28 protein-coding genes and 1 riboswitch are annotated in these 23,458 nt (G+C 56.1%); of the genes, 26 read left to right on the forward strand and 2 right to left on the reverse strand.

The window, feature by feature from the left end; all coding sequences use genetic code 11:
* Positions 1-28 precede the first annotated feature (28 nt).
* The 17 genes from ribH to C230_RS0110275 all read left to right on the forward strand — a co-directional run bounded on the left by ribH (position 29) and on the right by C230_RS0110275 (position 15,267).
* Positions 29-499, forward strand: a complete 471-nt coding sequence (gene ribH / locus C230_RS0110195) for a 6,7-dimethyl-8-ribityllumazine synthase (RefSeq protein WP_018131938.1) — start codon at positions 29-31, stop codon at positions 497-499.
* A 1-nt stretch (position 500) separates the two neighbouring features.
* Complete coding sequence (locus tag C230_RS20085) at positions 501-1,877, forward strand: MDR family MFS transporter (RefSeq protein ID WP_018131939.1); 1,377 nt, start codon at positions 501-503, stop codon at positions 1,875-1,877.
* Positions 1,878-1,879: 2 nt separating this feature from the next.
* Complete coding sequence (locus C230_RS0110205; RefSeq protein ID WP_018131940.1) at positions 1,880-2,689, forward strand: spermidine synthase; 810 nt, start codon at positions 1,880-1,882, stop codon at positions 2,687-2,689.
* Between the two features lie 119 nt (positions 2,690-2,808).
* Positions 2,809-3,417 carry a site-2 protease family protein gene (locus tag C230_RS0110210; RefSeq protein ID WP_018131941.1) on the forward strand — a complete coding sequence of 203 codons (609 nt, stop codon included), beginning with the start codon at positions 2,809-2,811 and terminating at the stop codon, positions 3,415-3,417.
* Entirely contained in the window at positions 3,414-4,163 is a 750-nt protein-coding gene (locus tag C230_RS0110215) for a segregation and condensation protein A (RefSeq protein ID WP_018131942.1), read from the forward strand. The genes C230_RS0110210 and C230_RS0110215 overlap by 4 nt, the downstream gene beginning before the upstream one ends.
* Positions 4,164-4,194: 31 nt before the next feature.
* The gene (gene scpB / locus C230_RS0110220) at positions 4,195-4,800 is read left to right on the forward strand and encodes an SMC-Scp complex subunit ScpB (RefSeq protein ID WP_026174249.1); all 606 of its coding nucleotides are present in this window, start codon (positions 4,195-4,197) and stop codon (positions 4,798-4,800) included.
* A gap of 199 nt (positions 4,801-4,999) precedes the next feature.
* Entirely contained in the window at positions 5,000-5,677 is a 678-nt protein-coding gene (locus tag C230_RS0110225) for a DUF2953 domain-containing protein (protein ID WP_018131944.1), read from the forward strand.
* Positions 5,650-6,099, forward strand: coding sequence for a GerW family sporulation protein (gene ytfJ / locus C230_RS0110230; protein ID WP_018131945.1), 450 nt, complete (start codon positions 5,650-5,652; stop codon positions 6,097-6,099). Before C230_RS0110225 ends, ytfJ begins: the two co-directional genes overlap by 28 nt.
* A 178-nt stretch (positions 6,100-6,277) precedes the next feature.
* On the forward strand, positions 6,278-7,435 hold the full coding sequence (locus tag C230_RS0110235) for a D-alanyl-D-alanine carboxypeptidase family protein (RefSeq protein WP_018131946.1): 1,158 nt from the start codon (positions 6,278-6,280) through the stop codon (positions 7,433-7,435).
* Positions 7,436-7,451: 16 nt separating this feature from the next.
* A complete protein-coding gene (locus C230_RS0110240) occupies positions 7,452-8,048 on the forward strand; it encodes a nucleoside recognition domain-containing protein (protein WP_018131947.1) in 597 nt (198 codons plus the stop codon).
* The gene (locus C230_RS0110245; protein WP_026174251.1) at positions 8,045-8,581 is read left to right on the forward strand and encodes a spore maturation protein; all 537 of its coding nucleotides are present in this window, start codon (positions 8,045-8,047) and stop codon (positions 8,579-8,581) included. Before C230_RS0110240 ends, C230_RS0110245 begins: the two co-directional genes overlap by 4 nt.
* A gap of 36 nt (positions 8,582-8,617) precedes the next feature.
* Positions 8,618-9,349, forward strand: a complete 732-nt coding sequence (locus C230_RS0110250; RefSeq protein WP_018131949.1) for a pseudouridine synthase — start codon at positions 8,618-8,620, stop codon at positions 9,347-9,349.
* Between the two features lie 170 nt (positions 9,350-9,519).
* The gene (resA, locus tag C230_RS0110255; protein WP_018131950.1) at positions 9,520-10,059 is read left to right on the forward strand and encodes a thiol-disulfide oxidoreductase ResA; all 540 of its coding nucleotides are present in this window, start codon (positions 9,520-9,522) and stop codon (positions 10,057-10,059) included.
* Between the two features lie 11 nt (positions 10,060-10,070).
* The gene (resB, locus tag C230_RS0110260; RefSeq protein WP_018131951.1) at positions 10,071-11,477 is read left to right on the forward strand and encodes a cytochrome c biogenesis protein ResB; all 1,407 of its coding nucleotides are present in this window, start codon (positions 10,071-10,073) and stop codon (positions 11,475-11,477) included.
* The gene (gene ccsB, locus C230_RS0110265; RefSeq protein ID WP_040393375.1) at positions 11,477-12,667 is read left to right on the forward strand and encodes a c-type cytochrome biogenesis protein CcsB; all 1,191 of its coding nucleotides are present in this window, start codon (positions 11,477-11,479) and stop codon (positions 12,665-12,667) included. Before resB ends, ccsB begins: the two co-directional genes overlap by 1 nt.
* A 117-nt stretch (positions 12,668-12,784) precedes the next feature.
* Entirely contained in the window at positions 12,785-13,495 is a 711-nt protein-coding gene (locus C230_RS0110270; protein ID WP_018131953.1) for a response regulator transcription factor, read from the forward strand.
* Positions 13,492-15,267: an ATP-binding protein gene (locus C230_RS0110275; protein ID WP_018131954.1), complete on the forward strand. Its 1,776-nt coding sequence runs from the start codon at positions 13,492-13,494 to the stop codon at positions 15,265-15,267. Before C230_RS0110270 ends, C230_RS0110275 begins: the two co-directional genes overlap by 4 nt.
* A 147-nt stretch (positions 15,268-15,414) precedes the next feature.
* Here the strand turns inward: C230_RS0110275 and C230_RS21385 are convergent, their stop codons facing one another.
* Complete coding sequence (locus tag C230_RS21385) at positions 15,415-15,996, reverse strand: YhcN/YlaJ family sporulation lipoprotein (RefSeq protein ID WP_018131955.1); 582 nt, start codon at positions 15,994-15,996, stop codon at positions 15,415-15,417.
* 88 nt (positions 15,997-16,084) lie between these two features.
* Here C230_RS21385 and C230_RS22570 point away from each other — a divergent pair, with 88 nt between their 5' ends.
* The 9 genes from C230_RS22570 (at position 16,085) to C230_RS20100 (ending at position 22,715) form a co-directional block, all read left to right on the forward strand.
* Positions 16,085-16,267 (forward strand): hypothetical protein, encoded by a 183-nt coding sequence (locus tag C230_RS22570; protein WP_156807422.1) that lies wholly within the window; start codon positions 16,085-16,087, stop codon positions 16,265-16,267.
* Between the two features lie 118 nt (positions 16,268-16,385).
* Positions 16,386-16,808, forward strand: coding sequence for a CoA-binding protein (locus C230_RS0110290; RefSeq protein WP_018131957.1), 423 nt, complete (start codon positions 16,386-16,388; stop codon positions 16,806-16,808).
* 200 nt (positions 16,809-17,008) lie between these two features.
* A riboswitch (TPP riboswitch) is annotated at positions 17,009-17,132 on the forward strand.
* Between the two features lie 70 nt (positions 17,133-17,202).
* The gene (gene thiE, locus C230_RS0110295) at positions 17,203-17,856 is read left to right on the forward strand and encodes a thiamine phosphate synthase (protein ID WP_040393379.1); all 654 of its coding nucleotides are present in this window, start codon (positions 17,203-17,205) and stop codon (positions 17,854-17,856) included.
* Positions 17,840-18,040 (forward strand): sulfur carrier protein ThiS, encoded by a 201-nt coding sequence (thiS, locus tag C230_RS0110300; protein ID WP_018131959.1) that lies wholly within the window; start codon positions 17,840-17,842, stop codon positions 18,038-18,040. The genes thiE and thiS overlap by 17 nt, the downstream gene beginning before the upstream one ends.
* Positions 18,041-18,057: 17 nt before the next feature.
* Entirely contained in the window at positions 18,058-18,849 is a 792-nt protein-coding gene (locus tag C230_RS0110305; RefSeq protein ID WP_018131960.1) for a thiazole synthase, read from the forward strand.
* Between the two features lie 11 nt (positions 18,850-18,860).
* Positions 18,861-19,514 (forward strand): MBL fold metallo-hydrolase, encoded by a 654-nt coding sequence (locus C230_RS20095; protein WP_018131961.1) that lies wholly within the window; start codon positions 18,861-18,863, stop codon positions 19,512-19,514.
* Positions 19,515-19,644: 130 nt separating this feature from the next.
* The gene (locus C230_RS0110315; protein WP_018131962.1) at positions 19,645-21,720 is read left to right on the forward strand and encodes a carbon starvation CstA family protein; all 2,076 of its coding nucleotides are present in this window, start codon (positions 19,645-19,647) and stop codon (positions 21,718-21,720) included.
* A gap of 6 nt (positions 21,721-21,726) precedes the next feature.
* Positions 21,727-21,921, forward strand: coding sequence for a YbdD/YjiX family protein (locus C230_RS0110320; RefSeq protein WP_018131963.1), 195 nt, complete (start codon positions 21,727-21,729; stop codon positions 21,919-21,921).
* Between the two features lie 107 nt (positions 21,922-22,028).
* Positions 22,029-22,715, forward strand: coding sequence for an SIR2 family NAD-dependent protein deacylase (locus C230_RS20100; RefSeq protein WP_018131964.1), 687 nt, complete (start codon positions 22,029-22,031; stop codon positions 22,713-22,715).
* A 214-nt stretch (positions 22,716-22,929) separates the two neighbouring features.
* Here C230_RS20100 and C230_RS22980 read toward each other — a convergent pair whose 3' ends face one another.
* Positions 22,930-23,094 carry a hypothetical protein gene (locus C230_RS22980; protein ID WP_018131965.1) on the reverse strand — a complete coding sequence of 55 codons (165 nt, stop codon included), beginning with the start codon at positions 23,092-23,094 and terminating at the stop codon, positions 22,930-22,932.
* Positions 23,095-23,458 lie beyond the last annotated feature (364 nt).

Here is a 23,458-nt window from a genome sequence, read left to right on the forward strand (position 1 = left end):
TGAACGGAAAACGTCGGAGGAGAGACCTATGGCACACATTTACGAAGGAAATCTGATTGGCACTGGCTTAAAAATCGGGATCGTGGTGGGACGGTTCAATGAATTTATTTCATCGAAACTGCTGGCGGGGGCGTTGGATGCCCTGAAACGGCACGGCGTCGAGGAGGATGCGGTGTCCATCGCTTGGGTTCCAGGCTCGTTTGAGATTCCGCTGGTGGCGCAAAAAATGGCGGCAAGCGGCAAATACGACGCGGTGATCACGCTGGGTGCGGTGATTCGCGGTTCGACCCCGCATTTCGACTATGTGGCGGCGGAAACGGCGAAAGGCGTGGCGGCCATCTCGTTGAAAACCGGCGTACCGACGATTTTCGGGGTGCTGACCACCGATACGATCGAGCAGGCGATCGAGCGGGCGGGTACCAAGGCGGGCAACAAAGGTTGGGAGGCGGCTGTGACCGCGATCGAAATGGCCAATCTGACGAAAACGATCGAGGGATAACGTGCGGACGAAGCGAAAGGCTGTTGTGCTGGCCGTCATGCTGACCAATTTTTTGGCCGCGATGGACGTCACGATCGTCGGTACGGCGATGCCGACGATCGTCAGCAAACTGGGCGGCCTGGCGTTAATCAGCTGGGTGTTTTCCGCCTATTTGCTGACTTCCGCCGTCTCCACCCCAATCTATGGCAAGTTAGCCGATCTGTTCGGCCGCAAAATCATGTTTACGATCGGCGCCGGAATGTTCCTGATTGGCTCTGTGCTGTGCGGACTGTCCCAGTCGATGCTGATGCTGGTGATCGGCCGGGCGGTACAGGGGCTGGGCGCCGGCGCGATCATGGCGATCGCGACGACGATCATCGGCGATCTATTCACCGTCGAGGAACGCGGCCGCGTGCAAGGGCTTTTTTCGGGCGTATGGGGAGTGGCGGCGATCATCGGTCCCGCACTCGGCGGTTTGATGATCGATTGGCTGTCCTGGCCGTGGGTGTTTTATCTCAATCTGCCGGTCGGACTCGGGGGCATTCTGATCCTTTGGTTCTCGCTGCATGAGCAGATTGAGAAAAAGCGGCATGCGATCGATTATGGGGGGGCCGGTACACTGACGCTGTCGATGACCGCCTTCTTGCTGGCAATTTTGGAAGGCGGAAAGTGGTCCTGGCTGCATCCCGCCACCCTGTCGTTGTTTGCCGTGGCGGCTGTCGGCATGGTTGTGTTTCTGTATGTGGAGCGGCGGGCCTCGGAACCGATGGTTCCGCTGGAACTGTTCCAAAATCGGGTGATCGCCGTTTCCAACGTGACATCCTTCCTGATCGGGGCCGTGTTGCTCGGGGTGACCAGCTACATCCCGCTGTTTGTGCAGCAAGTGTTGGAACGAACGGCTACCGAGGCGGGGTTTACGTTGACGCCGATGTCGATTGCCTGGATGGTCGGCAGCATCTATGGCGGCCGCAATCTGGTTGCCTGGGGATTCAGGCGGCTGGCTTCTTCCGGCGTCGCGCTGATCGCCGCCGGTTCCGTCCTGTTGAGCATGCTGACACCGGGGGCTGGCCGGATTTTTGCGATGATGCTGATGGCTGTGATGGGCGTCGGGCTTGGCATGTCGACGCTCGCATTTACGGTGGCGATTCAGAGCGCTGTCGATTGGAACCGGCGCGGCATTGCGACCGCCACCAACCAATTCATTCGCTCGCTTGGATCATCTGTCGGCGTCGCTATCATGGGAGCGGTGCTCAACTATAAAATGCAGGCGGAGGATTCCCTCTACGCCGGGCTGCATGCGGTATTTGTATGGATCGGCGGAATCGCCATCGCGGCCGTGCTGGTGATGGTTTTGTTCCCGAAGCGGGAAGCTTTCGATCCGACGGAAGCGAGGTCCTAGCAATGCGATTCGGTTTTCCCTTGTTGCACAGGACGAAACTGATCTGGAAGCGGCGGTCGCCGCATCAGACGGTGCACGTATTTGAAAAAGGATCCGTTCGCTATATGACGTTCGCAAGCGACAATTGGCAAGGCGCGCTGGATATGCGGAACAAAGAGCGGCTTTTGTTCCCGTATCAGCGCTTTTTTCTCGCTTACCGGGCATGGTTGCCGCAGGTGCGCTCGTTCCTTTCGTTGGGAGTCGGCACGGGCACCGCGATCCGGACGATCCGGCGCCATCATCCGGACGCTGACATTATCGGGGTGGATTGGGATGCAAACGTGTTACAGGCGGCCGTTCGATTCTTCGACTGTCCGTGCGATGAACGAACCCGGTTGTACGCGATGCACGGCCGCGCGTTTCTCGAGTCGGCCGACAGACGGTTTGACCTTGTGTTCCTGGATGTGTTCGATTCCTTTTCGATTCCCAAGTCGATGCGATCGGTTGAATGCTTCTCGGCAATTCGCGATGTGATGGAGGAAAACGGGATGCTGTTCGTCAATTCGATAGGAGCAGTACGCGGATCCCGGAACACCGGCTTTCGCACGTTGTACAAAACCGTCTGTCAAGTGTTTTCCTATGTGCAAGTACTCCCGGTATCCCGCTGGACTTTGTTCGAACAAAATATCCTGCTGATCGCCCGCAAGTCGGTCAGTCATTCCGTCCACCCCGATGCTTGCCACGATCCGCAATTGAAAAAAATGCTGAAGCGGCTCTACGCGCGTCCGATCCCGACAGACGACGTGTCTGTCTACCGGGACCCGGAACCGTAGGTTCCCCCTCTTCGGCTGCGGTACAGTCTTCCAGACGCCGCCTGATCTGCGTTGTTGGGGGGTGCAGCCTGTGATATAATGGTGCCGACCCTTTGACCGTTGGGGAGAGGAGTTGCTCCATGCTGCATTTTGATATTCAACATATGATGTACACGACGATCGCCTTTTTGATCGGTGCTGCCGTGCACGAAGCGGCCCATGCCTGGATGGCCCACCGTTTGGGCGACCCGACGCCAGAGCGGGACGGCCGGTTGACGCTCAACCCGTTTGTCCATATCGACCTGCTCGGGTTCATCCTGATTTTGTTGACCGGATTTGGCTGGGCGAAACCGGTGATCACCAATCCTGCCATGTTTCGGGGCAACCGCCGGCTGGGGATCTTGCAGGTCGCCGCCGCCGGTCCGATCGCCAATCTGCTGTTGGCCGGACTGTTTGTACTGATCGCCAGGTCGGGTATCGTGCCATTTTTCAATCTGGGTTCGGACATCGTCTTCACCGTGATTTATATCAATGTGATTCTGTTCGTGTTCAATCTGCTGCCGATTTATCCGCTGGACGGCGAGAAAGTGCTGCGCTCGTTGGTCCCGCCGCGGCATTTGGGTTTTTTTTACAAAATGGAAACGTACGGTCCGTTCATTCTGTTGCTGCTGGTGTTCACCGGCCTGATCCGGCCGATTCTCGTCCCGGCGGTCCGCGGAGTTATGGATCTGCTGGGTGTGTGGGCATGAAAAGCGAATATCGGATCCGGCTCGAATCGTTTGAAGGGCCTCTGGATTTGCTGTTGCATCTGGTTGAAAAAAACGAGATGGACATCTACAACATCCCGATCGCGGAGATCACCGACCAATATTTGTCGTACATTCGGGCGATGCAGGAATTGCAACTGGACATCGCCTCCGAATTTCTCGTGATGGCGGCCACGCTGCTGGCGATCAAGAGCAATCTGCTGCTGCCGAAACCGGAACCGTTGGAACTGGATGACGTGTTTGACATGGTGGAAGACGCGATGGACCCGCGCGAACTGTTGATGGAACGGCTGCTGGAATACAAAAAGTTCAAACAGCTTGCTGCCGAACTGCAGTTGCGGGAAACCCGCCGGTCGAGCATCTATACGCGTCCCCCCGGCGATCTGTCGCCGTATGTGCCGGAGGAAGAGCCGAATCCGGTGCGGGGCGTTTCGCTCTATGATCTACTGTACGCCTACCGGAACGCTTTGCTGAAGGCGGACAAGGAAGAACCGGTGGCGCATGTCAAGCGGGATGAAGTGTCGGTGAAAGAACGGATTGCGGAGATCCTCGAGTATCTTCACGCTCATCATGGACAAGCCTCGTTTACATCCCTGCTGTCCCGCTGGCGGCATCGTTCCGAGATCGTCGTCACATTTCTCGCCGTCCTCGAATTGATCAAGGCGAACCGGATTCATTGTTGGCAGGACCGATTGTTTTCCGACATCCAGTTGCAACTTGTGCAGTAAGTGACGGTGACGTGGAGTGGTGAATCTGTTTATGGATTACAAACAGGTGAAAGCGATTCTCGAAGGCCTGCTGTTTATGGCCGGCAGCGAAGGGCTGGATGCGAAGCAAATTGCGGAAGTCATCGGCACCGATCCGGACGAGGCGGCCGATCTCTGCCACGACCTGGCTGCCGATTACCGACGAGAGGGCAGGGGGTTGCAGATCATCGAAGTGGCCGGGATGTTTCAGATGGCAACCCTGCCGGAACACGCTCCTTATTTTGAAAAATTGGCCAGCCAGCCGCAGCAATCCACGCTCTCGCAGGCGGCGCTTGAGACGTTGGCGATCATCGCCTACAAACAGCCGATCACCCGCGCTGACGTCGAGGAAATCCGCGGCGTGAAAAGCGAGAAAGCGATCAACAACCTGCTGGGGAAAAAGCTGGTGACGGAAGTCGGGCGGGCGAAAGGGCCCGGCCGTCCGATCCTGTACGGCACGACCCGGGAGTTTCTCGAGTACTTCGGGCTGCGCGACTTGTCCGAACTGCCCCCACCCCCCGCCTTCATTCCACAGGAGGCGTTCGATGAGGAAGAACGGATGCTGTTCGAGCAGCGTTCGATTTTTGACGGCAATGCGGACGACAATCCGGGAGACTGATATGAACAAGCGGGACCGTTTGTTGGCGGTTCCTTTTTTATGTTTATGCGGTCATTGGATCTATCTCGCTGCCACCTTAATCGGTGTGCTGAACTCTCAAAGCAGATCGGATCGATAACGGCCTCCAAAGACAAGCCGGTATGCTGTGTCTCCGATTGGGGAAACTTAACAGTCGGATAGTGGCAGAGGAGGGGCATACGTGGACTGGGTGTGGACAGTTCTGTTTGGGGCGGCAATGTTCGTTTTTCTGATGTGCCTCCTGCCGGTCCAGGTGCATATCCGTTATGTTAGGGACGGCGAGCGGGACCATCTGTGGATCCAATTGCGGGCTTTGTTCGGCCTGATCAAATATACGATCGAGATGCCGGTCTTCAAGCTGGTGATGTCGAAAGACAAACCATTGCGGATCACTGCGCAAGTCGCGACGGGAGTGGCTGACCAACCGAAAAAGAAGCGTCCGCGCATCACCCTATTGGTCAAAAGAATCGCTCGTCTGTTGGAGCTGCAACGGGAGTTGACCGAGCATTTGCACAATTTTTTGGGACATGTGCGCAAATCGACGAAAACGTTTCGAATTACGGAGATCAAATGGCAGACCGAACTGGGGACGGGAGACGCTGCGCTGACAGGAACGGCAGCCGGTTTGGTGTGGTCGGTGAAGGGGGCTGTGCTTGGGCTGTTGGCCCATTTTTTCTCGCTGCGCGTGCAACCGGTGATGGCTGTGCAACCCCGTTTTCATGAGCTGATGTTGCGCACGAGCCTCGACTGCATAATCCGTTTTTGGCTCGGGCAGGCTATTGTGGCAGCCATTCAATTGGGGATGTACATGCTGAGGGAGGGAAAAAAATCGTGGCAGATCATCCGATCCAGAGTTTGATGCAAACGGCGATGGAAAACCTGAAAGAGATGGTTGATGTGAATACGATTATCGGCGATGCGGTGGAAACTCCGGACGGCAGCGTAATCCTGCCGATCTCGAAGGTCGGCTTTGGATTTGCGGCCGGCGGCAGCGAGTTTGAAGTCGACCGGGCGGGCGGCGGCTCAGGCAACGGCGCCGATTTTCCGTTTGGCGGCGGGGCCGGGGGCGGCGTCTCGATCACTCCGATCGGTTTCCTGGTGGTCAGCAACGGCCAGGTGAAGCTGCTGTCTTCCGAAGCGCCGAATCAACTGTATGAGCGGCTGATCGACATGGCGCCGCAGGTGATCGAAAAAATCCAGGCGATGACCGGCAAAAAAGGCCAGCAGCAACAGCATCGACAGTCGAAAATTATCACCGATCCGCACGAAACCAACGCTTGAACAGCCGGTCGGGCGGCAGTGCCTGATTGTGCGGGACCATTCGGGTTTGTGGAGCACAATCTGCGGATCACTCGGATTTTGCGGAACCACTCGAAATTTCGAGTGGTTTTTTGTTGTTTGTCCTACTTGCAGACAGGCCTGCATATACCTTAGATGAATTCACCTACAGGAGGTTGCCATGAGAAAGCGTCAGTGGTTCATGCTCGGTCTGGTTCTGCTCATGTGTATAGCGATCCCGTTCCAGGCGTTCGGCAAGGAGGCGTGGAACCCGGAACGGTTTGCGAAAGAGGTGCCGATTGCGGCGGAAACTGCCGCCTTGATCGACGTTCAATCGGGCCGCGTCCTGTACGGCAAAGAGATGAACAAACGGATGCGAATCGCCAGCCTGACCAAGATTATGACCGCCATCATCGCGATCGAATCCGGCAAACTGGAGGAGACGGTGACGACGTCGAGAAACGCCTACGGCGTGGAAGGTTCGTCGATCTATCTGGCACTTGGCGAAAAGCAAAAATTGATCGATCTGGTCTACGCGATCATGCTCCGTTCCGGCAACGACGCGGCAACCGCCATCGCCGAGCATGTTGGCGGCGGTTCGGTGCAGAAATTCGTCGACATGATGAATGACAAGGTGAAGCAGCTTGGCCTGAGCGGAACCCACTTCGCCAATCCGCACGGACTGGATGCGGACGGCCACTACTCGACCGCCCACGATATGGCCGTGATCACCGCGTACGCGTTGCGCAATCCGATTTTTTCGGAAGTGGTTAGGACAAAAGTAAAGCGGATTCCGTGGGAAGGAAAAGAATGGGACCGGGTGATGCGCAACAAAAACAAAATGCTGTATCGATACGAAGGCGCCGACGGTGTGAAAACGGGGTACACGGAGGCGGCCGGCCGCTGTCTGGCATCGAGCGCGACGCGGGACGGCCGGCAACTGGCGGTGATCGTGCTGAATGACGGACAGGACTGGGATGATTCGGCAAAACTGCTCGATTACGGTTTTACCAAATACCGATACGCTGAATCCTGGAAGCAAGACGAAGTGGTCGCGGCGCTGCCGGTCAAGAATGGAACGGCCGAGACGGTCGAAATCGTCGCCCAATCCAGCCTTGGATACCCGGTGCGGGAAGAGGAACAGGGCTTGCTGCGGAAAGAGGTCGATCTGCCGCAAAAGCTGAAAGCGCCCATTCGGGCAGGTGAGAAAATCGGGGAGGTCACCCTCTATTTTGACGGCCAAAAAATCGGCAGCGTGCCGCTGGTAGCCAGGACAACCGTTGAGGGAACCGGATTTTTTGCGCAACTGAAGCGGTTTTTAAGAGGTCTGTTTGAATAATGGGGGGTGCGTGGAGATGATCAACGCGATTTGGGTCAGCCTCCTGCTCATCGGCATCGTCGTCGGAGCGGCCACCGGCAATATCGAGGGGATCACGCGGGGGATTCTGCAGGGTGCGGAAGACGGGGTGGCCGTGTGCTTCGGCTTGATCAGCATCATGGTGTTCTGGCTGGGATTGATGAAAATCGCCGAGCAGGCGGGGCTGGTGCAATTGCTGTCAAAGCTGCTGCGGCCGGTCGCCCGTTTTTTGTACCCTTCGGTTCCCGAAAACCATCCGGCGATGGGATCGATCCTGGCAAACATGAGTGCCAACATTCTCGGGCTGGGAAACGCCGCGACGCCGCTCGGACTGAAAGCGATGCGCGAGCTGCAGACATTGAATCCGCATCCGGACCGGGCCAGCGACGCGATGTGCACCCTGCTCGCCGTCAATACGGCCAGTTTGACGATCATCCCGGCGACGGTCATCAGCTACCGGATGCAGTTCGGTTCCGCCAACCCGACCGAAATCGTCGGTGCCTCGATTCTGGCAACCTTTCTCGGCACATCGGTGGCGATCCTGCTCGATCGATTGTTCCGGGCGTATAACAGGGACCAGCGGAGGAAGCGCTGATGGAGTGGGTGAACACCCTTTCGCAATGGGCGTTGCCGGTTGTGGTCGCTTCCATCCTGGTGATCGGCCATTTTCGCAAGGTTCCCGTCTACGAAACGTTTGTCGAAGGGGCAAAAGAAGGATTCCCCACGGCGGTACGGATCATTCCTCATCTGGTGGCGATGTTGGTGGCCGTATCGGTGTTTCGCGAATCGGGCGCCTTGCAATTGACGCTGAACTGGCTGCGGCCGCTGTTCAGCCTGCTCCAGATTCCGTCCGAAATCGTGCCGATGGCGCTGCTGCGCCCGATCTCCGGCAGTGGCTCGTCAGCGGTGATGATCGATATTTTCAAAACGTACGGTCCCGATTCGCTGCTCGGCAAAATGGCCTCCGTGCTGCAAGGTTCGAGTGACACCACTTTATACGTGCTGACCGTCTATTTCGGTTCTGTCGGCATTCGCAACGCCCGCTACGCGGTGAAAGTTGGTTTGTTGTCCGACCTGGCGGCGGCTGTCTTTTCCGTGATGGTTGTGTACTGGATTTTTGCCGTATAATAGAGAAATAAACAGCAGCAGGGATGGGGGTCGGAAGTGGAACGGTTGCAAAAGGTGCTGGCGCGGGCGGGTGTCGCTTCCCGCCGCAAGTGTGAGGAATTGATCGTTGCCGGCAAAGTCACCGTCAACGGCCAGGTGGTGCGGGAACTGGGAATGAAAGTCGATCCGGAGCGGGACCGGATCGCGGTGGACGGCAAACTGATCGAACAGGAGCGGAAGGTGTACGTGTTGTTGAACAAACCGACCGGTGTCGTGACGACCGCGTCTGATCCGCGGGGACGCAGGACGGTGCTCGACATTGTTCAGATAAAAGAGCGCGTATTTCCTGTCGGCCGGCTGGACATGAACACCAGCGGCCTCTTGCTGTTGACCAATGACGGAGAACTTGCGAACGGACTGATGCACCCGCGGCATGAGGTAGAAAAGCGCTACCGCGCTGAAGTAAAAGGGGAAATCTCAGAGCATGCACTGTCCCGCCTGGAAAAAGGGGTGCTGCTGGAAGACGGGTTGACCGCTCCAGCGAAAGTCAAACTGATCCGGCGGACGCCGGAACGCTCCCTGTTCGACATCACCATTCACGAAGGACGCAACCGGCAGGTACGCCGCATGTGTGAAGCGGTCGGCCACCCGGTGATCAAGCTGCAGCGGGTGCAATTGGCGTTTTTGACGCTGGGCGTCCTGCGTCCGGGAAGCTGGCGGATGCTGACGCAGCGGGAGGTGGATCGGCTTTACGAGATCGCGGGGATTGCAAACGGCCACAGTTTTTGATCATGGACGATCAACTCGGCGGCTATACTACAAGGGAGGCGGGGATGACCGTCTCCCTTTTTTCACAAAAAATTCACCAAGTCACTGCCTCCATCAGTTCAAGGTACGTTATAATGTCCTTTAGGAAACATAATTCGAGAATTTCAGCTTTCACATGAGGTGCAGCTAACGTGGCAGTTCGAAGCAAACTGGGCAGGGCCGTCACCGTCGGCGTACTGATTCTGGCGGCGGCGGGGATCATTTTCGCCCTGATCAATTTTACGAAAGCGGATAAAACGGGAGTGGGGCCGGGACAGTCTGCTCCCGATTTCAGCCTGGCCGACTTGAACGGCAGGACGGTTTCCCTGCACGATCTGAAGGGGAAAGTGGTGCTGTTGAATTTTTGGGGATCCTGGTGCGACCCTTGCCGCGAGGAGATGCCCGCCCTGGAAACCGCCTACAAACAGTACAAGGACAAGGGGTTTACGGTGGTTGGCGTCAATATCGCGGAAAGCAGGGTGACCGCGAAGGGATTCACCGATCGGTTTGGCGTCACGTTCCCTGTCTTGTTGGACTCTGACCGGGACGTGACATTGAACCGGTACAAAGTGGGGCCGATTCCGACTTCGTTTTTGATCGACAAACAGGGGCGGGTGCAGGAGAAGTTTGAGCGCCCGTTGACAGCAGATTTGATCGCAAGCAAGGTGGAGCCTTTGCTTGCACAGCCATAGGGGATGGATGCATGATGAATTCGCTGGCAGCCAAACGGCGCCGTTCCGTTTTTGAGTGGTTATGGGACTTTTTCGCCTCTGTCAAAGTGGCGGTTGTGATCATCGTCCTGATCGCGCTGTCGGCCGTGATCGGGACGATTTTACCGCAGGAAAACTTTATTCCTTCGGCCAATCCGGCCGCTTTTTATTCGCAAAATTACGGTACGTTTGGGGAATTCTACTATAAAATGGGATTTTCCCATATGTATACTTCCTGGTGGTTTGTCAGCCTGTTGCTGGCGCTTGGCGTATCGCTCGTGATCTGTTCGCTGGAACGCGTGGTGCCACTTTACAAGTCGCTGCAGCGGCAGGAGGTCAAACCGGCTTTGTCGGTGGTGCAACGCAAACCGATCTATGTCACTGTAGAAAATGCGGATGAGGAGGCGGCAGACCGGCTGGCGGAAGCGTTGGCGAAACGGCGGTACAAGATCCGGCGTGAGGGTTCCGCGTTTCTGGCGGAAAAAATGAGAATCTCCCGCTTCGGGGCATACATCATACACATCGGCCTAATCATCATTATCCTGGGAGCGCTGTCGCGGCTGATTCCCGGCTGGTACGTGTCGCAAAACATCTGGGTGGAAGAAGGTCAGACGGTGAAAGTGCCCGGGTCCGATTTTTCCGTTCGCAATGATCGCTTTATTGTCGAATTTTATGAGGATGGGCGGCCGAAACATTTCGAGACACAGGCGACGATTCTGGAACAGGGCAGAGAAGTGCTGCACGACAAGATCATCGTCAACCATCCTTTGAAATACAAAGGGACGCTGTTGTTCCAGGCGAATTTTTTGCCGCCGATGATCAAGACGCTCGACGTGGATCTGGTGGACAAGCGGAGCGGCCGGCCATTGGGACGGTTTCAGATCGATTTCTCCAATATCCAGACGGAATATAAAGTCGGTCCGTATACCGTGCGAGCGCTCGATTATTTTCCCGATTTCGACTTTAAAAACAACCAGCCGGTGACCCGCTCGACCGATCCGAACAACCCGGTACTGCTTTTGCAGGTGGAAGGGCCGGGGGTTGCCAAGCCCACGCCGCAGTTCTTTTTTGTGTTCCGGCAGATGGACTTGGAGCAAAACACGAATTTTGAATTCGTGCCGGTCGGCGGCAAAACGGTTTTAACGACCGGGCTGCGCGTGCAAAAAGACAACGGGATTCCGATTGTGTACGCCGGATGTGTGGTGGTTCTGGCCGGTCTTGTTCTGGTCTTTTACTTCCAGCATCGCCGCGTCTGGGGGCAATGGCGGAACGGCGTGATGCACGTGGGTGCCCACACCAGCAAGAATTGGTACGGGATGCGCAAGGAACTGGAACGCATCTTCCGCGCGCTCGACTGGCAGCAGGAGATCCGGGTGCGGCAAGGAGGCAAAGAGTCGTGATGTTGACAATCTCTGCATGGCTGTATTGGATGGCGTTTTTCGGCTATTTGATCGCTTCGATCCTTTATATCGTCGGCGTCACCGGCCGCAAGATGAAGATCAGAAACGGGGAAGCGAACGCCAACGTCTGGACGCACTGGGGCTATGTGGCGGCCATCGTCGCTGTGCTCGTCCAGTTGGCAGGTTTCATCACTCGCTGGATCGGCAGCGGCCATTCGCCGACATCCAACATGTACGAATACATGAGTTTCTGGGCGTGGTGCATCATGCTGGCGTTCGTCGTGATCAGCGCGTTCTACCGGTTCCCGATCCTGGGGGCGTTCGCCGCGCCGACCGCGCTCGCCGTATTGGGGTACGCGAATGTGTTTCCCGACGAATCGCAGGCGCTGATTCCGGCGTTGAAAAGCTATTGGCTGTACATTCACGTCACCACGGCGGCACTGGGGGAAGGCGTGCTGACGATCGCGTTCGCGGCCGCGCTGATGCACCTGTTGGTGATCACCGATGTGAGCAAATGGGACCGCAAGAGCAAGGCGCTGGAGTTCGTTTTGTTCCTGTTTATTGCACTGTTTGGTTTTGTCACGATCTCGCTGATTTTCAAAATCCAGCACTATCAACTGGCGGAACCTGTCACCGGCAATGTCTACTCGCTGCCGCCGCTGATCGGACCGATTGGGACTCCCATCGGCTCGCTCGGGAGCTTTCTTGGCATCCCGCTGCCGCTGTTCAACGTTCCAAGCTGGATGACGGGAGCCAAGGCAGCTGTCAAGTCGAATACGCTGTTGTGGACGTTTTTGACTGCCCTCATCCTGTACAGTCTGTTGCGTTCGTTGAACCGCAAGCCATTGGTTCTGTCGGTGTCGGAGTGGGTGCAGGGGTTGGACGCGCCGTCGCTTGACGAACTTTCCTACCGAGCGGTGGCAATCGGGTACCCGATTTTTACGCTCGGCGCTTTGGTGTTCGCGATGATCTGGGCGCAGGAAGCATGGGGTTCCTATTGGCAGTGGGACCCGAAAGAAACGTGGGCGTTGATCACCTGGCTGTATTATACCGCCTATCTGCACCTTCGCCTGACGCGCGGTTGGGAGGGAGAGCGCGCTTCCTGGATGGCCGTGGCCGGTTTTGTGGTGATCTTGTTCCTGCTGGTGGGAGTCAACTTCCTGATCGTGGGTCTCCATGCATACGCCTGAACGAATGGATTGGAAGTGCAGTGACTGTACCCTTTGGGTGCATTTGGGTGCAAAGTACTCGGAATACGCTGCAAAGCTTCACTTCACTTTGTGGGGTATCTAGAGGAGGGTAGAGCGATGGAACCGAATGTTCGAATTCTGGTAGTGGATGACGAAGAGCGCATTCGCAAACTGGTTCGTATGTACCTGGAACGAAACGGGTTTCAAGTGGAGGAAGCGGAAGATGGCCAGCAGGCGCTGGAAATGGCGTTCGCCAATGAGTATGACCTGATTGTGCTCGATTTGATGCTGCCGGGCATGGACGGCCGCAAAGTGTGCGAGGAAATCCGCAAAAAAAGCGACGTGCCGGTAATCATGCTGACCGCGGCCGGCGATGAATCGAGCCGTATCCACGGGTTTGAGCTGGGGGCGGACGATTATGTGGTGAAACCGTTTTCGCCGCGCGAGCTTGTGATGCGCGTGAAAGCGCTGTTAAAGCGGACGCAGCCGAAACACGACGCGGCGCATCAGGAGATCGCGCATGTTCTCTCCACACACGGACTGACGATCAACATGGATTCGCGCAAGGTGCTGGTGGAAGGGGAAGAGGTGTCGCTGACGCCGAAGGAATACGAACTGCTTTGTTACCTGGTGCAGCGTCCCGACAAGGTGTTTTCGCGTGAAGAATTGCTGCGGGATGTATGGAATTATCAGTTCTTCGGCGATCAGCGGACGGTCGATACGCATGTCAAGCGGTTGCGGGAAAAATTGGGACGCTATTCCGAAAAAGTGGCGGAAATGATCGTCACTGTTTGGGGAGTCGGGTACAAGTTCGAGGTGCGCGAGTGATCCGCAACAGCGTTGTTCTCAAGCTCTGGTTGACGATCATTGCGTTGGTCGTGTTTGTTCTGTCGCTGCTGGCCGTTTTCTTGGAACAGTTGTTTGATACTTATTTTTATTCCTCACAGGAAGAAGCGCTGACCAACCGGGCGGCCTATATCAGCAACCTGCTGGTGCGGGAAACGAACCCGAGCCTGGCGATCACGATCAGCGAGGAACTCCTGAAGGAATCGAACAGCCATATGTATATCATCGGGCCCCTGTTTTCCCAACGAGACTCGAATTATCTGGACGATTTTCCGCCCGACATCAGGCAGAAATTGCTGAATGGCGAACCGGTCCTGCGCCGCGGTACGACCCCCGGTTTCGGCAACTTCAAATCGGAAACGAACAGCGCCTGGGTGTTTTATCCGATTCTGGAGCAAAACCGATTGCGGGCAGTGCTACTGATTCATCAGCCGGTAGCGGAAATTGAAAAGGCGATCGAACAGATCCGCCGCCTGATTTTCTTTGCCGCCGCGGTCGGAGCGGCGCTGACCACCGGACTCGCTTTCGTGGTGTCCAAAAACCTGTCGCGGCCGGTCATTCAGATGACAAAAGTGGCGGAAAAAATGGCACAGGGCGATTTTCACGGGAAAGTGAACGTGGTGACCGGCGACGAGGTCGGCCGCCTTGGGCATACGTTAAACTTTCTGGCCGAAAGTCTGGCGGAAACGATCGACCATTTGTCGAAGGAAAAGGAACAGTTATCCGGAATTTTGCTGTCGATGACAGACGGTGTGGTGTCGGCCGACCTGGACGGGAAAGTGACACTCGCCAATCCGCCGGCGCAAAAATGGCTACGTGCCTTGTTGCTGAAAGAAACGGGCAGTCCAGGCGACGACCGGTTGCCGAAACAACTGGACGATCTGAAAAATCGGGTGCTGGAAGATCCGAAAACGAAAGTCACGGAACTCAACTGGCAAGGGCGTTATATTGCGCTGACGATGACCCCGCTGTACGAGCCGGGCAGGGAGGCGGTGCGCGGGGTGGTGGCCGTTTTTCGGGATGTCACGGAAGAGCGTACGCTGGAGCGGATGCGCAAGGATTTTGTGGCCAGCGTTTCGCACGAACTGCGCACGCCGCTGGCGATGATCCAGGGCTACGGGGAGGCTCTGCTGGACGAGTTCGGGGATGATCCGGAACAGCGCCGGGAACTTACCCACATCATCTTGGACGAGACGCACCGGATGAAGCGGCTGGTCAACGATTTGCTCGACCTGGCCCAGCTGGAGGCGGGACAGTTTGAGCTGCACACGTCGGAGATCGATCTGGCCAGCGTGGTCCGATCCGTTGGACGCAAGTTTCAGACATTGGCGCATGAACGCGGCCTCGATTTTCGAGTCGATTTTGACGAACACGAGTCGTACCCGATCGTCGGGGATTCGGATCGGTTGGAGCAGGTCCTGACAAATCTGATCGACAACGCGATGCGGCACACGTTGAGCGGTGGTGCCGTAACGGTCGCTATGCAGAAGGAAGAGCATTATGTGCGGGTATCGGTGTCCGATACCGGGGAAGGGATTCCGGAAGAGGATTTGCCGTTTATTTTTGAGCGCTTCTACAAAGTGGACAAAGCGCGTACCCGCTCGAAAGGCGGCACCGGTCTGGGCTTGTCGATCGCGAAAAATATCGTGCAAAAACACCGGGGCGAAATCGTGGTGTCGAGCGCGCTCGGAAAAGGCACTACCTTCACCGTCATCCTGCCGCTCCTGCAAAAAGACGCACCCCTGCACGCGTAACGGTGCAGGGGGATGTTTCTCAACAACTCCGCCCCAGACATGGTGGAATTGTTTGCCCACGCCACTTTGTGGGGGGATTTTTCCGGGGTCCCCAGCAAAGTACTCGAAATACGCTTCAGAGCTTTGCTTCACAATGCTGGGGCGCTGTTATGTTTCCGGCAGCAGCCGGCTTAATATATCGGCGAGTTCATCGGCAAACGACGAGACGGGCCGGCCGGCGCGGACGCCTGCGGCCATTTTGCGAATCCGCGTCACCGTGTCGACGTCCGCTGTGACAACCGCCTTGTACCCCGGCCCCGTTCGTTCGGCAGCTTCTTTGACCGAATATTTCACCGTGTCGATCTTGGAACCGCTGATATCCGACTTCAAATCGATCCCGATCAGGGCGAGGCGGCCGGTCAACAGCACATAAGCCCGTTCCACGCCGGGAATGCCTGTCAATACCTGTGCGATATGATCCGCCTGTTGCGAAGCGTTGCCGTATGCTTCCGAACGTTTTTCCTGTTGCGGGGAGCGGATGTTTTTTTGCTGGTCGGGGTTGGCCGGTTTGTCTTGCGCTTCCTTTGCTGACGGATGCTCTTCGCCTGGCGGGGTCCGCTCCTGGCCCGGTTTGCTCATGCCGTCGGGGGTCGGCCCGTATTTTGGCGCCTGGGCGGACGGGCGGCAGCCGGCCAGCGAAAGAAAGGCGCACAGCGCCAGCAGCACCGATGTCCATTTCTTCAAATTCATCTCCTATCACCTCGACCATAGTATTTCCAACAAAAGAAAATATCGTGAGGGATCTCACGGTAATTTTGGCGGAATATGGGGTAGTATAGTGTCTGAGGTGACAAGCATGGCGTGGGTGTATTACGGAAAACTGTTCGACAGCAAATTTCAGGCCGGTTGCCTGGCTGCCCGCATTCGTGATGATTGGTGGATCCAGCAATACCGGGCGCCGCGGTTTGTCGGGATTTTTCAGACGAAGTCGGGCCGTTACGGCGTCAAATGCCTGTGGTGACAGTTTTCACGTGGAACACAATTCGAAAAATTCGAGAAATATGTCGAAACGACCCGTTTAACCCCGCAAGCTGTCGGATCACCCCGACGACAAGAGAATCAAACGAGGAGGAACGCGCATGCACAAAAATCCGGATGATCAAAAATTGGCCGAACTGCTGCGGCAATCGAAAACGATCGCGGTGGTCGGGCTGTCGGACGATCCGGCGAAAGCGAGCAACCAGGTGGCGCAATACCTGCAATCGCAAGGGTATGAAATCGTGCCTGTGAATCCGAACGCGACGACCGTGCTCGGCCGGAAAGCGCACGCCAGCCTGCTGGATGTGGAAGAACCGGTTGACATCGTCGATGTATTCCGCAGAAGCGAGCAAATCCCGGAAGTGGTCGACCAGGTGCTGCAAATGCGACAGAAGCCGAAGGCGGTGTGGATCCAACTGGGCATCGTCAACAACGAGCAGTGCAAGCGGATCGAAGAAGCCGGCATCATGGCGATTCAGGATTCCTGCATCAAGGTGGAACACAACCGGTTGCTGGAACAATGATTCTCCATTGGTCACCCATTTTCTCCACAGATAAACGCACGGAATGAACATCGGCGCTTCTGGTTTTCCCCTGAAACCAGGGTCGATGTACTGAGCAACACTCCTCCCTGCGTAGCGTTGTGTGGTGGTCGGGAAAAACAGGAACGTCATCACCCCTTTTCTTCCGCTTGAGATTATGGTACAGTTTTGGGTAACTGAATAGTTTCCACTAGGGGTGCTGGGAGACCGGCTGAGAGAGGAGCGATCCTCAACCCTTGGAACCTGTCAGGCAATTTGTTGTCTGGGCTGGGTAATGCCAGCGTAGGGAAGTGGCGACTTGATTCAGGCTGGTCGGATGCCGTCTTCCTGTCGGAAGCGGCTTTTTTGATTACCAGGCAGAGAAAGTGTGGAAGTGATGGACAGCAGATTGTACGTGATCACCGGCTCCGCCTTTTTAAAGGGCAGGCGCCTGGAAGATGTGATTCGCCAGGCGATTGGCGGCGGAGCAGACTGTATCCAATTGCGGGAAAAAGAGGCCACGTCCCGCGAATTGCTGGAGATGGCTGTGCTGTTGCGGCGGATCACCCGCGAGACAGACATCCGGTTCATCGTCAACGACCGGGTTGATATCGCGTTAGCAGCCGATGCGGATGGCGTGCATTTGGGGCAGGACGATCTGCCGATTGCGGTGGCGAGAAAGCTGCTCGGACCGGAAAAAATCATCGGCATCTCGACGCACAGCGTGCAGGAAGCGATCGCTGCCGAACAGGCGGGCGCCGATTACATAGGACTTGGCCCGATTCACCCAACGCAAACCAAACTGGATGCGGAACCTGTGATCGGCGTGGAAGGGGTGCGGGAAGTGCGGCGTCATGTGTCGATTCCGATTGTCGCGATCGGCGGCATCAAACAGCCGGACGTGGCAGAAATCATCCGCGCAGGCGCCAACGGGGTAGCGGTGATCAGCGCGATCATCGGAGCGAATGACGTGTATGCCGCAGCCGCGGCCATGCGTGCCGAGGTGGATCGGATCAGAGAGGAAGGGAAACCGCATGGAACTGACGATTAACGGGCAGATGAGATCGATTCCCGGGGCAAAAACTCTGATCGACCTGGTGAACCATTACGGGCTCAACGACAAGATCATTGTGATCGAGCACAATCTGCAGATTGTGCCGCGTGAGAAGTATGGGGATACGGAACTGGCCCCCGGCGACAAAATTGAGATCGTCCACTTTGTGGGCGGCGGTTGATGAGGAGGATGTTGAGAATGTCGACAGAAACACTCCAGGCGGATGTTTTGCGGATTGGGGATCATGTCTTCACTTCCCGATTGTTTTTGGGGACCGGCAAGTTTCCCGATCTGGACATTCAACAGAAGGCGGTCGAAGCGTCCGGCACGGAAGTGCTGACATTTGCCGTGCGCCGCCTGAATCTGGACAACCCGGATGCGCCCAATTTTCTGGAAAGGCTGGATCTGAAACAATTCACCCTACTGCCGAACACGGCAGGCGCCGCAACCGCGGAAGAGGCTGTTCGCATCGCCCGCTTGGCGAAAGCGTCCGGCCTGTGCGACATGATTAAAGTGGAAGTGATCGGGGATCCGAAGACCCTCTTGCCGGATCCGATCGAGACGCTGAAAGCGACCGAAATCCTTGTGCAAGAGGGCTTCACGGTGCTGACATACACCTCCGACGACCCGATTTTGGCACGGCGTTTGCAAGAGGCGGGCGCACATGCGGTGATGCCGGGCGCTTCGCCGATCGGCTCCGGACTTGGAATTTTAAATCCGCATTACCTGAAGTTTATCATCGAAGAGGCCAAAGTTCCGGTCATCATCGACGCGGGCGTCGGTTCTCCGGCCGATGCGGCGCTTGCGATGGAATTGGGGGCTGACGGGGTGTTGCTGAACACCGCTGTTGCCGGTGCGCAGGATCCCGTATTGATGGCGGAAGCGATGAAGCTGGCGGTGGAAGCCGGACGCAAAGGATTTCTGGCCGGAAGAATCGCCAAAAAACGGTACGCCAGCGCCTCCTCGCCGGTTGAAGGCATGATTGAATAGGGGGTGCGGCCATGCATGTCCAATGGTTTTCGCTTGGCGCATTTCAGACCAACTGCTACGTTCTGACCGATGAATCGACGCGCACAGCGATCGTCATCGATCCCGGCTACAATCCGGATATCGTGTTAGATGCGGTTGACGGGTACCGGGTGACCCATATTTTACTGACGCATGCCCACCTGGATCATATTGGAGGATTGCGCCAGCTGAAAGAAGCAACCGGCGCTCCGATCTACATCCATGAAAATGAAAAAGAATGGCTGACCGACCCGATGTTAAACGGTTCCGGCCGATGGCCACAATTGGGCGGGCCGATTACAGGGCCCGCGGCCGACGGATTTGTGGCGGAAGGCGATACGATCCCGTTCGCCGGTCGCAAGCTGTCGGTGCTGTTTGTACCCGGCCATTCTCCCGGATCGGTGGCGTATCTTTTGCAAGACCAGGTGTTCGCCGGGGATACGCTGTTTTACGGAAGCATCGGCCGAACCGACTTGCCGGGCGGCGATTTTGATACTTTAATCAACAGCATTCGAAGCAAACTGTACACGCTCCCTCCGAACACGGTGGTCTACCCGGGACATGGACCGGAGACAACGATCGAACGGGAGCGGAAATCGAATCCGTTTGTGAGGGACAATTTTGTGCATGGCGGTGAAAGAGAGTGATGGGCCGCTCTCATCACTCTTTTTTCTATTTCCTTAATAAAATTAAAGGATTGATTTTTCCAAGATGTAATGAATATAATGGGATTAGCCATATTTTAATTGTTAGAAAATTTTTCGAAGGGGGATCATTGTGAAAAAAGGATTGCTTTCCATCCTTATCTGGACGGCGATCTCGGTCCTGGGAGCGGCCGCGTTCGGCTTGTTAGCGCTTTCGAGGGGAGAAACGATTTCCGCCGCCTGGCTGATTGTGGCCGCTGTCTGTACCTATGCGGTCGCTTACCGGTTTTATAGTAAGTTTATCGCCAGAAAGATTTATGAAGTGAACGACAATCGGGCGACTCCCGCCGAAATCCATAACGACGGGAAAGATTATGTCCCCACGCAAAAATGGGTCTTGTTCGGACACCATTTTGCCGCCATCGCTGGGGCGGGCCCGCTTGTAGGGCCGATTCTTGCGGCGCAGATGGGCTACCTGCCGGGTGCGCTCTGGATCATCATCGGCGTCGTGTTGGCCGGTGCCGTGCAGGACTGCGTGATTTTGATGGCGTCGATGCGCCGCAACGGAAAGTCGCTCGGCCAAATGGCGAAGGAAGAGGTCGGTCCGTTCGGCGGTATGATCGCATCGTTCGGCATTCTCGCAATCATGATCATCCTGATCGCGGTGCTCGGTCTGGTGGTTGTGAAGGCGCTTGCAGAATCGCCGTGGGGCGTGTTCACGATCGCGATGACGATCCCGATCGCCATCTTCATGGGCGTGTACATGCGGTATATCCGTCCCGGCCGCGTGCTGGAAGGATCGCTGATCGGCTTCGCCCTATTGATGCTGTCTCTGTGGGCCGGCCAATATGTGGCGGCCGATCCGACGCTGGCGAAAATGTTCACGTTTACAGCGGATAAATTGGCGATCATGATCGCGATTTACGGCTTTATCGCGTCTATTTTGCCCGTCTGGCTGCTGCTGGCGCCGCGCGACTATCTCAGCTCATTCCTGAAGATCGGCACCATCTTCCTGCTGGCATTCGGCATTCTGATCGTGTTGCCCGATTTGAAAATGCCGGCCATCAGCCGGTTTGTCGACGGAACCGGGCCCGTGTTCGCCGGTCCGTTGTTCCCGTTCCTGTTTATTACCATCGCCTGCGGTGCGGTTTCCGGATTCCACTCGCTGGTTTCGTCCGGCACCACGCCGAAGATGCTGGAAAAAGAATCCCATTCCCGCATGATCGGGTACGGGGGAATGCTGATGGAGTCCGGAGTTGCGGTGATGGCCTTGGTCGCCGCCTGCGCACTGGAGCCGGGCTTGTATTTCGCGATGAACTCGCCGGCTGCTGTGATCGGCGCCGATGCGGCAAAAGCAGCTGCCACGATTTCGTCCTGGGGATTCCAGGTGACGCCGGATCAAATTACAAATGCGGCGAAAGAAATCGGCGAGAAGACGATTCTGTCGCGAACGGGCGGCGCTCCGACGCTGGCTGTCGGCATGGCGGAGATTTTCTCGCGATTCCTGGCGGGCGCGAAAGCGTTCTGGTATCACTTTGCGATCCTGTTTGAAGCGGTGTTTATCCTGACGACAATCGACGCCGGAACCCGGATCGGCCGATTCATGATCCAGGATATCGTCGGAAACTTCTACAAACCGTTCGCCCGCACGGACGTGTTTGCATACAATGTGGTTGCATCCGCCCTGATTACGCTTGGTTGGGGGTACTTCCTGTACCAGGGAGCTGTCGACCCGTTTGGCGGCATCAACTCGCTGTGGGCATTGTTCGGCATCTCGAACCAGATGCTGGCGGGAATCGCTCTGGCGGTCGCCACCACGATCATCATCAAAATGGGGAAAGCCCGTTATGCCTGGGTGACGATCGTGCCGTTCATCTGGCTGTGCGTGACGACTCTGGGAGCAGCATTCATGAAGCTGTTCTCCTCCGATCCGAAGATCGGCTTCTACGCTCATGCACGACCTTATGAGGCCGCCATTGCCCAAGGGAAAGTGCTGGCGCCGGCCAAGAATATGAACGTGATGCATCAGATCGTGTTCAACGATAAACTGGATGCGGCGGTAACGGCAGTGTTTATTGCGGTTGTGATTCTGTTGATCCTGAATGCGTTCTGGACCTGGTACAAGATCCTGGTGCGCAAGGAAAAAGTAGAGCTGAAGGAAACCCCATTTATTCAGTCGCAGATCCCGACCACTACGATTGGAAGGTGATCGGCTGTGAAACAGGTTTTCGGGTGGATCAGCCAGGCAAGGTCAAATATCAAGACGATTTTTGGCATGCCCGATTACGAGAAGTATTTGGAGCATCACCGATCCACCCATCCCGACCGGCCTCCCATGTCGGAAAAAGAGTATTATATGTACGCGCTGAAAAACCGTTATGACAGCGGAACGGTCAACCGCTGCTGCTAAACGGAATGCCGCTCTTTTGTGCCTGACGATTGCAGGAACGGGGAGCGGCTTTTTTCATGCATGCTCCTCCCGGTCCCGCTCACACTATCGGGTAAGGGGTGGAGCAGATGAAGATTGGGATGGTGGAACGGAAGACGGTGGAAACCTGCAAAAAATTGCTCCAGCAAGCGGGTCAACCGGTAGCGATAACCGGTGCCGGGATATCGGTCGCCAGCGGGTTGCCCACCGGATCCGGCGAGTGGCAAGGAATTGAATTGCGCGATTTTTTCACTTTGGACATGTTTCTCCATTCAACGGAACGATTTTATCGCTATTACCGGCATATGCTGCGGCATTGGAAACAGGCAAAGCCGAATCCGGCCCACTATGCCCTGGCCAGACATGGCATGCCGATCATCACGCAAAACATCGACGGGCTGCACCAACGGGCAGGCAGTCCGCATGTGCTGGAGTTGCATGGAAATTTGCGGGAATTGGTGTGCAGAGGGTGTGCCGCCATTTTTTCGTCTGACTTGGTGTATACCGAATCGATTCCCAAGTGCCCGTCTTGCGGCCATCTTTTAAAACCGGATATCGTGCTGGTGGGGGAAGACGTGTATCATTTCGCGACAGCGGTCGACTGGGTCGGTAAAGCCGATCTGCTGCTGGTTGTGGGCACCCGCCTGGAGATGGAACCGTGTCGGCAACTGCCCGAGATCGCCAGACGCAACGGTGCTCCCGTCTTCACTCTGAACCGGCATGCCGAGCAGATTCTGCCGATCATCGTGTGCGAATTGTCCGACAGCAAGCGTTGAGTTTCCGAGCGGCAGACCTTTCACGCCTTAGTTTGAATTGATTTTTGAACGAGAGAAAATCGACTGAGGTGCGTTTTTTGTTCGACTCGAAAACGCAAGACGGCCGTTATGACGACCGTCTTCGTTAAATTGCAAGCCCTTGGTATGCATCCAGAGGGTACAAGTCGTGTCACGGCAGCACAGCTGCCGGATCACGCTATGTAAGCATTTCCCTCTACCAGCGGGATTCCGGGCCCGCAGTGATGAATGCGATGGAAAGGAACGCGCCGGCAATTCCTACAAACACGGTTGCGATGGCGGCCGGTTTTTCCGAGAGGAACAATGCAAATAAAGCGAAAATGACACACATGATACTAATGCCGAGATAATAACGAAACACGGGATCTCCTCCTAGTCAAGCCAATTCTACTCTACATAGTACCACTATTTTTTCCGAGTATGCAACATTTGTCACAAAACTGCCTTGAAGTATACTTAAACCCCCATGCCCCTGGCGGGGCACAACATGATTATGAAAATGTCCTCCAAAGCGATTTACTTTTTGGCGTCCATAAGCGAATATGAAACCAAGCAGGACAGGAAGGTTGTGTTTTTTATGGGGGATCGACCCCGAGGCTTAAACTAGCCACAGCCGCCTTGAGCACAAATGATTGTTGCCACGAGCACATCCATCAAATTTCCCTGGGTCAGGCGGCTGTGCCCTGCTTGGAAAGGATGAGATACTTGGACGCTATTCGAGAGTG

Origin of the sequence: Effusibacillus pohliae DSM 22757, assembly GCF_000376225.1 — a bacterium.
GTDB classification, from domain to species: Bacteria; Bacillota; Bacilli; order Tumebacillales; family Effusibacillaceae; genus Effusibacillus; species Effusibacillus pohliae.

Excerpts from the sequence above, each read along its gene's own strand:
- ribH (WP_018131938.1), top strand. The coding sequence starts at position 29 with ATGGCACACATTTACGAAGGAAATCTGATTGGCACTGGCTTAAAAATC.
- C230_RS0110205 (WP_018131940.1), top strand. The coding sequence starts at position 1,880 with ATGCGATTCGGTTTTCCCTTGTTGCACAGGACGAAACTGATCTGGAAG.
- C230_RS0110210 (WP_018131941.1), top strand. The coding sequence starts at position 2,809 with ATGCTGCATTTTGATATTCAACATATGATGTACACGACGATCGCCTTT.
- C230_RS0110215 (WP_018131942.1), top strand. The coding sequence starts at position 3,414 with ATGAAAAGCGAATATCGGATCCGGCTCGAATCGTTTGAAGGGCCTCTG.
- scpB (WP_026174249.1), top strand. The coding sequence starts at position 4,195 with ATGGATTACAAACAGGTGAAAGCGATTCTCGAAGGCCTGCTGTTTATG.
- C230_RS0110235 (WP_018131946.1), top strand. The coding sequence starts at position 6,278 with ATGAGAAAGCGTCAGTGGTTCATGCTCGGTCTGGTTCTGCTCATGTGT.
- C230_RS0110240 (WP_018131947.1), top strand. The coding sequence starts at position 7,452 with ATGATCAACGCGATTTGGGTCAGCCTCCTGCTCATCGGCATCGTCGTC.
- resB (WP_018131951.1), top strand. The coding sequence starts at position 10,071 with ATGATGAATTCGCTGGCAGCCAAACGGCGCCGTTCCGTTTTTGAGTGG.
- ccsB (WP_040393375.1), top strand. The coding sequence starts at position 11,477 with ATGTTGACAATCTCTGCATGGCTGTATTGGATGGCGTTTTTCGGCTAT.
- C230_RS0110270 (WP_018131953.1), top strand. The coding sequence starts at position 12,785 with ATGGAACCGAATGTTCGAATTCTGGTAGTGGATGACGAAGAGCGCATT.
- C230_RS21385 (WP_018131955.1), bottom strand. The coding sequence starts at position 15,996 with ATGAATTTGAAGAAATGGACATCGGTGCTGCTGGCGCTGTGCGCCTTT.
- C230_RS0110290 (WP_018131957.1), top strand. The coding sequence starts at position 16,386 with ATGCACAAAAATCCGGATGATCAAAAATTGGCCGAACTGCTGCGGCAA.
- thiE (WP_040393379.1), top strand. The coding sequence starts at position 17,203 with ATGGACAGCAGATTGTACGTGATCACCGGCTCCGCCTTTTTAAAGGGC.
- thiS (WP_018131959.1), top strand. The coding sequence starts at position 17,840 with ATGGAACTGACGATTAACGGGCAGATGAGATCGATTCCCGGGGCAAAA.
- C230_RS0110305 (WP_018131960.1), top strand. The coding sequence starts at position 18,058 with ATGTCGACAGAAACACTCCAGGCGGATGTTTTGCGGATTGGGGATCAT.
- C230_RS20095 (WP_018131961.1), top strand. The coding sequence starts at position 18,861 with ATGCATGTCCAATGGTTTTCGCTTGGCGCATTTCAGACCAACTGCTAC.
- C230_RS20100 (WP_018131964.1), top strand. The coding sequence starts at position 22,029 with ATGAAGATTGGGATGGTGGAACGGAAGACGGTGGAAACCTGCAAAAAA.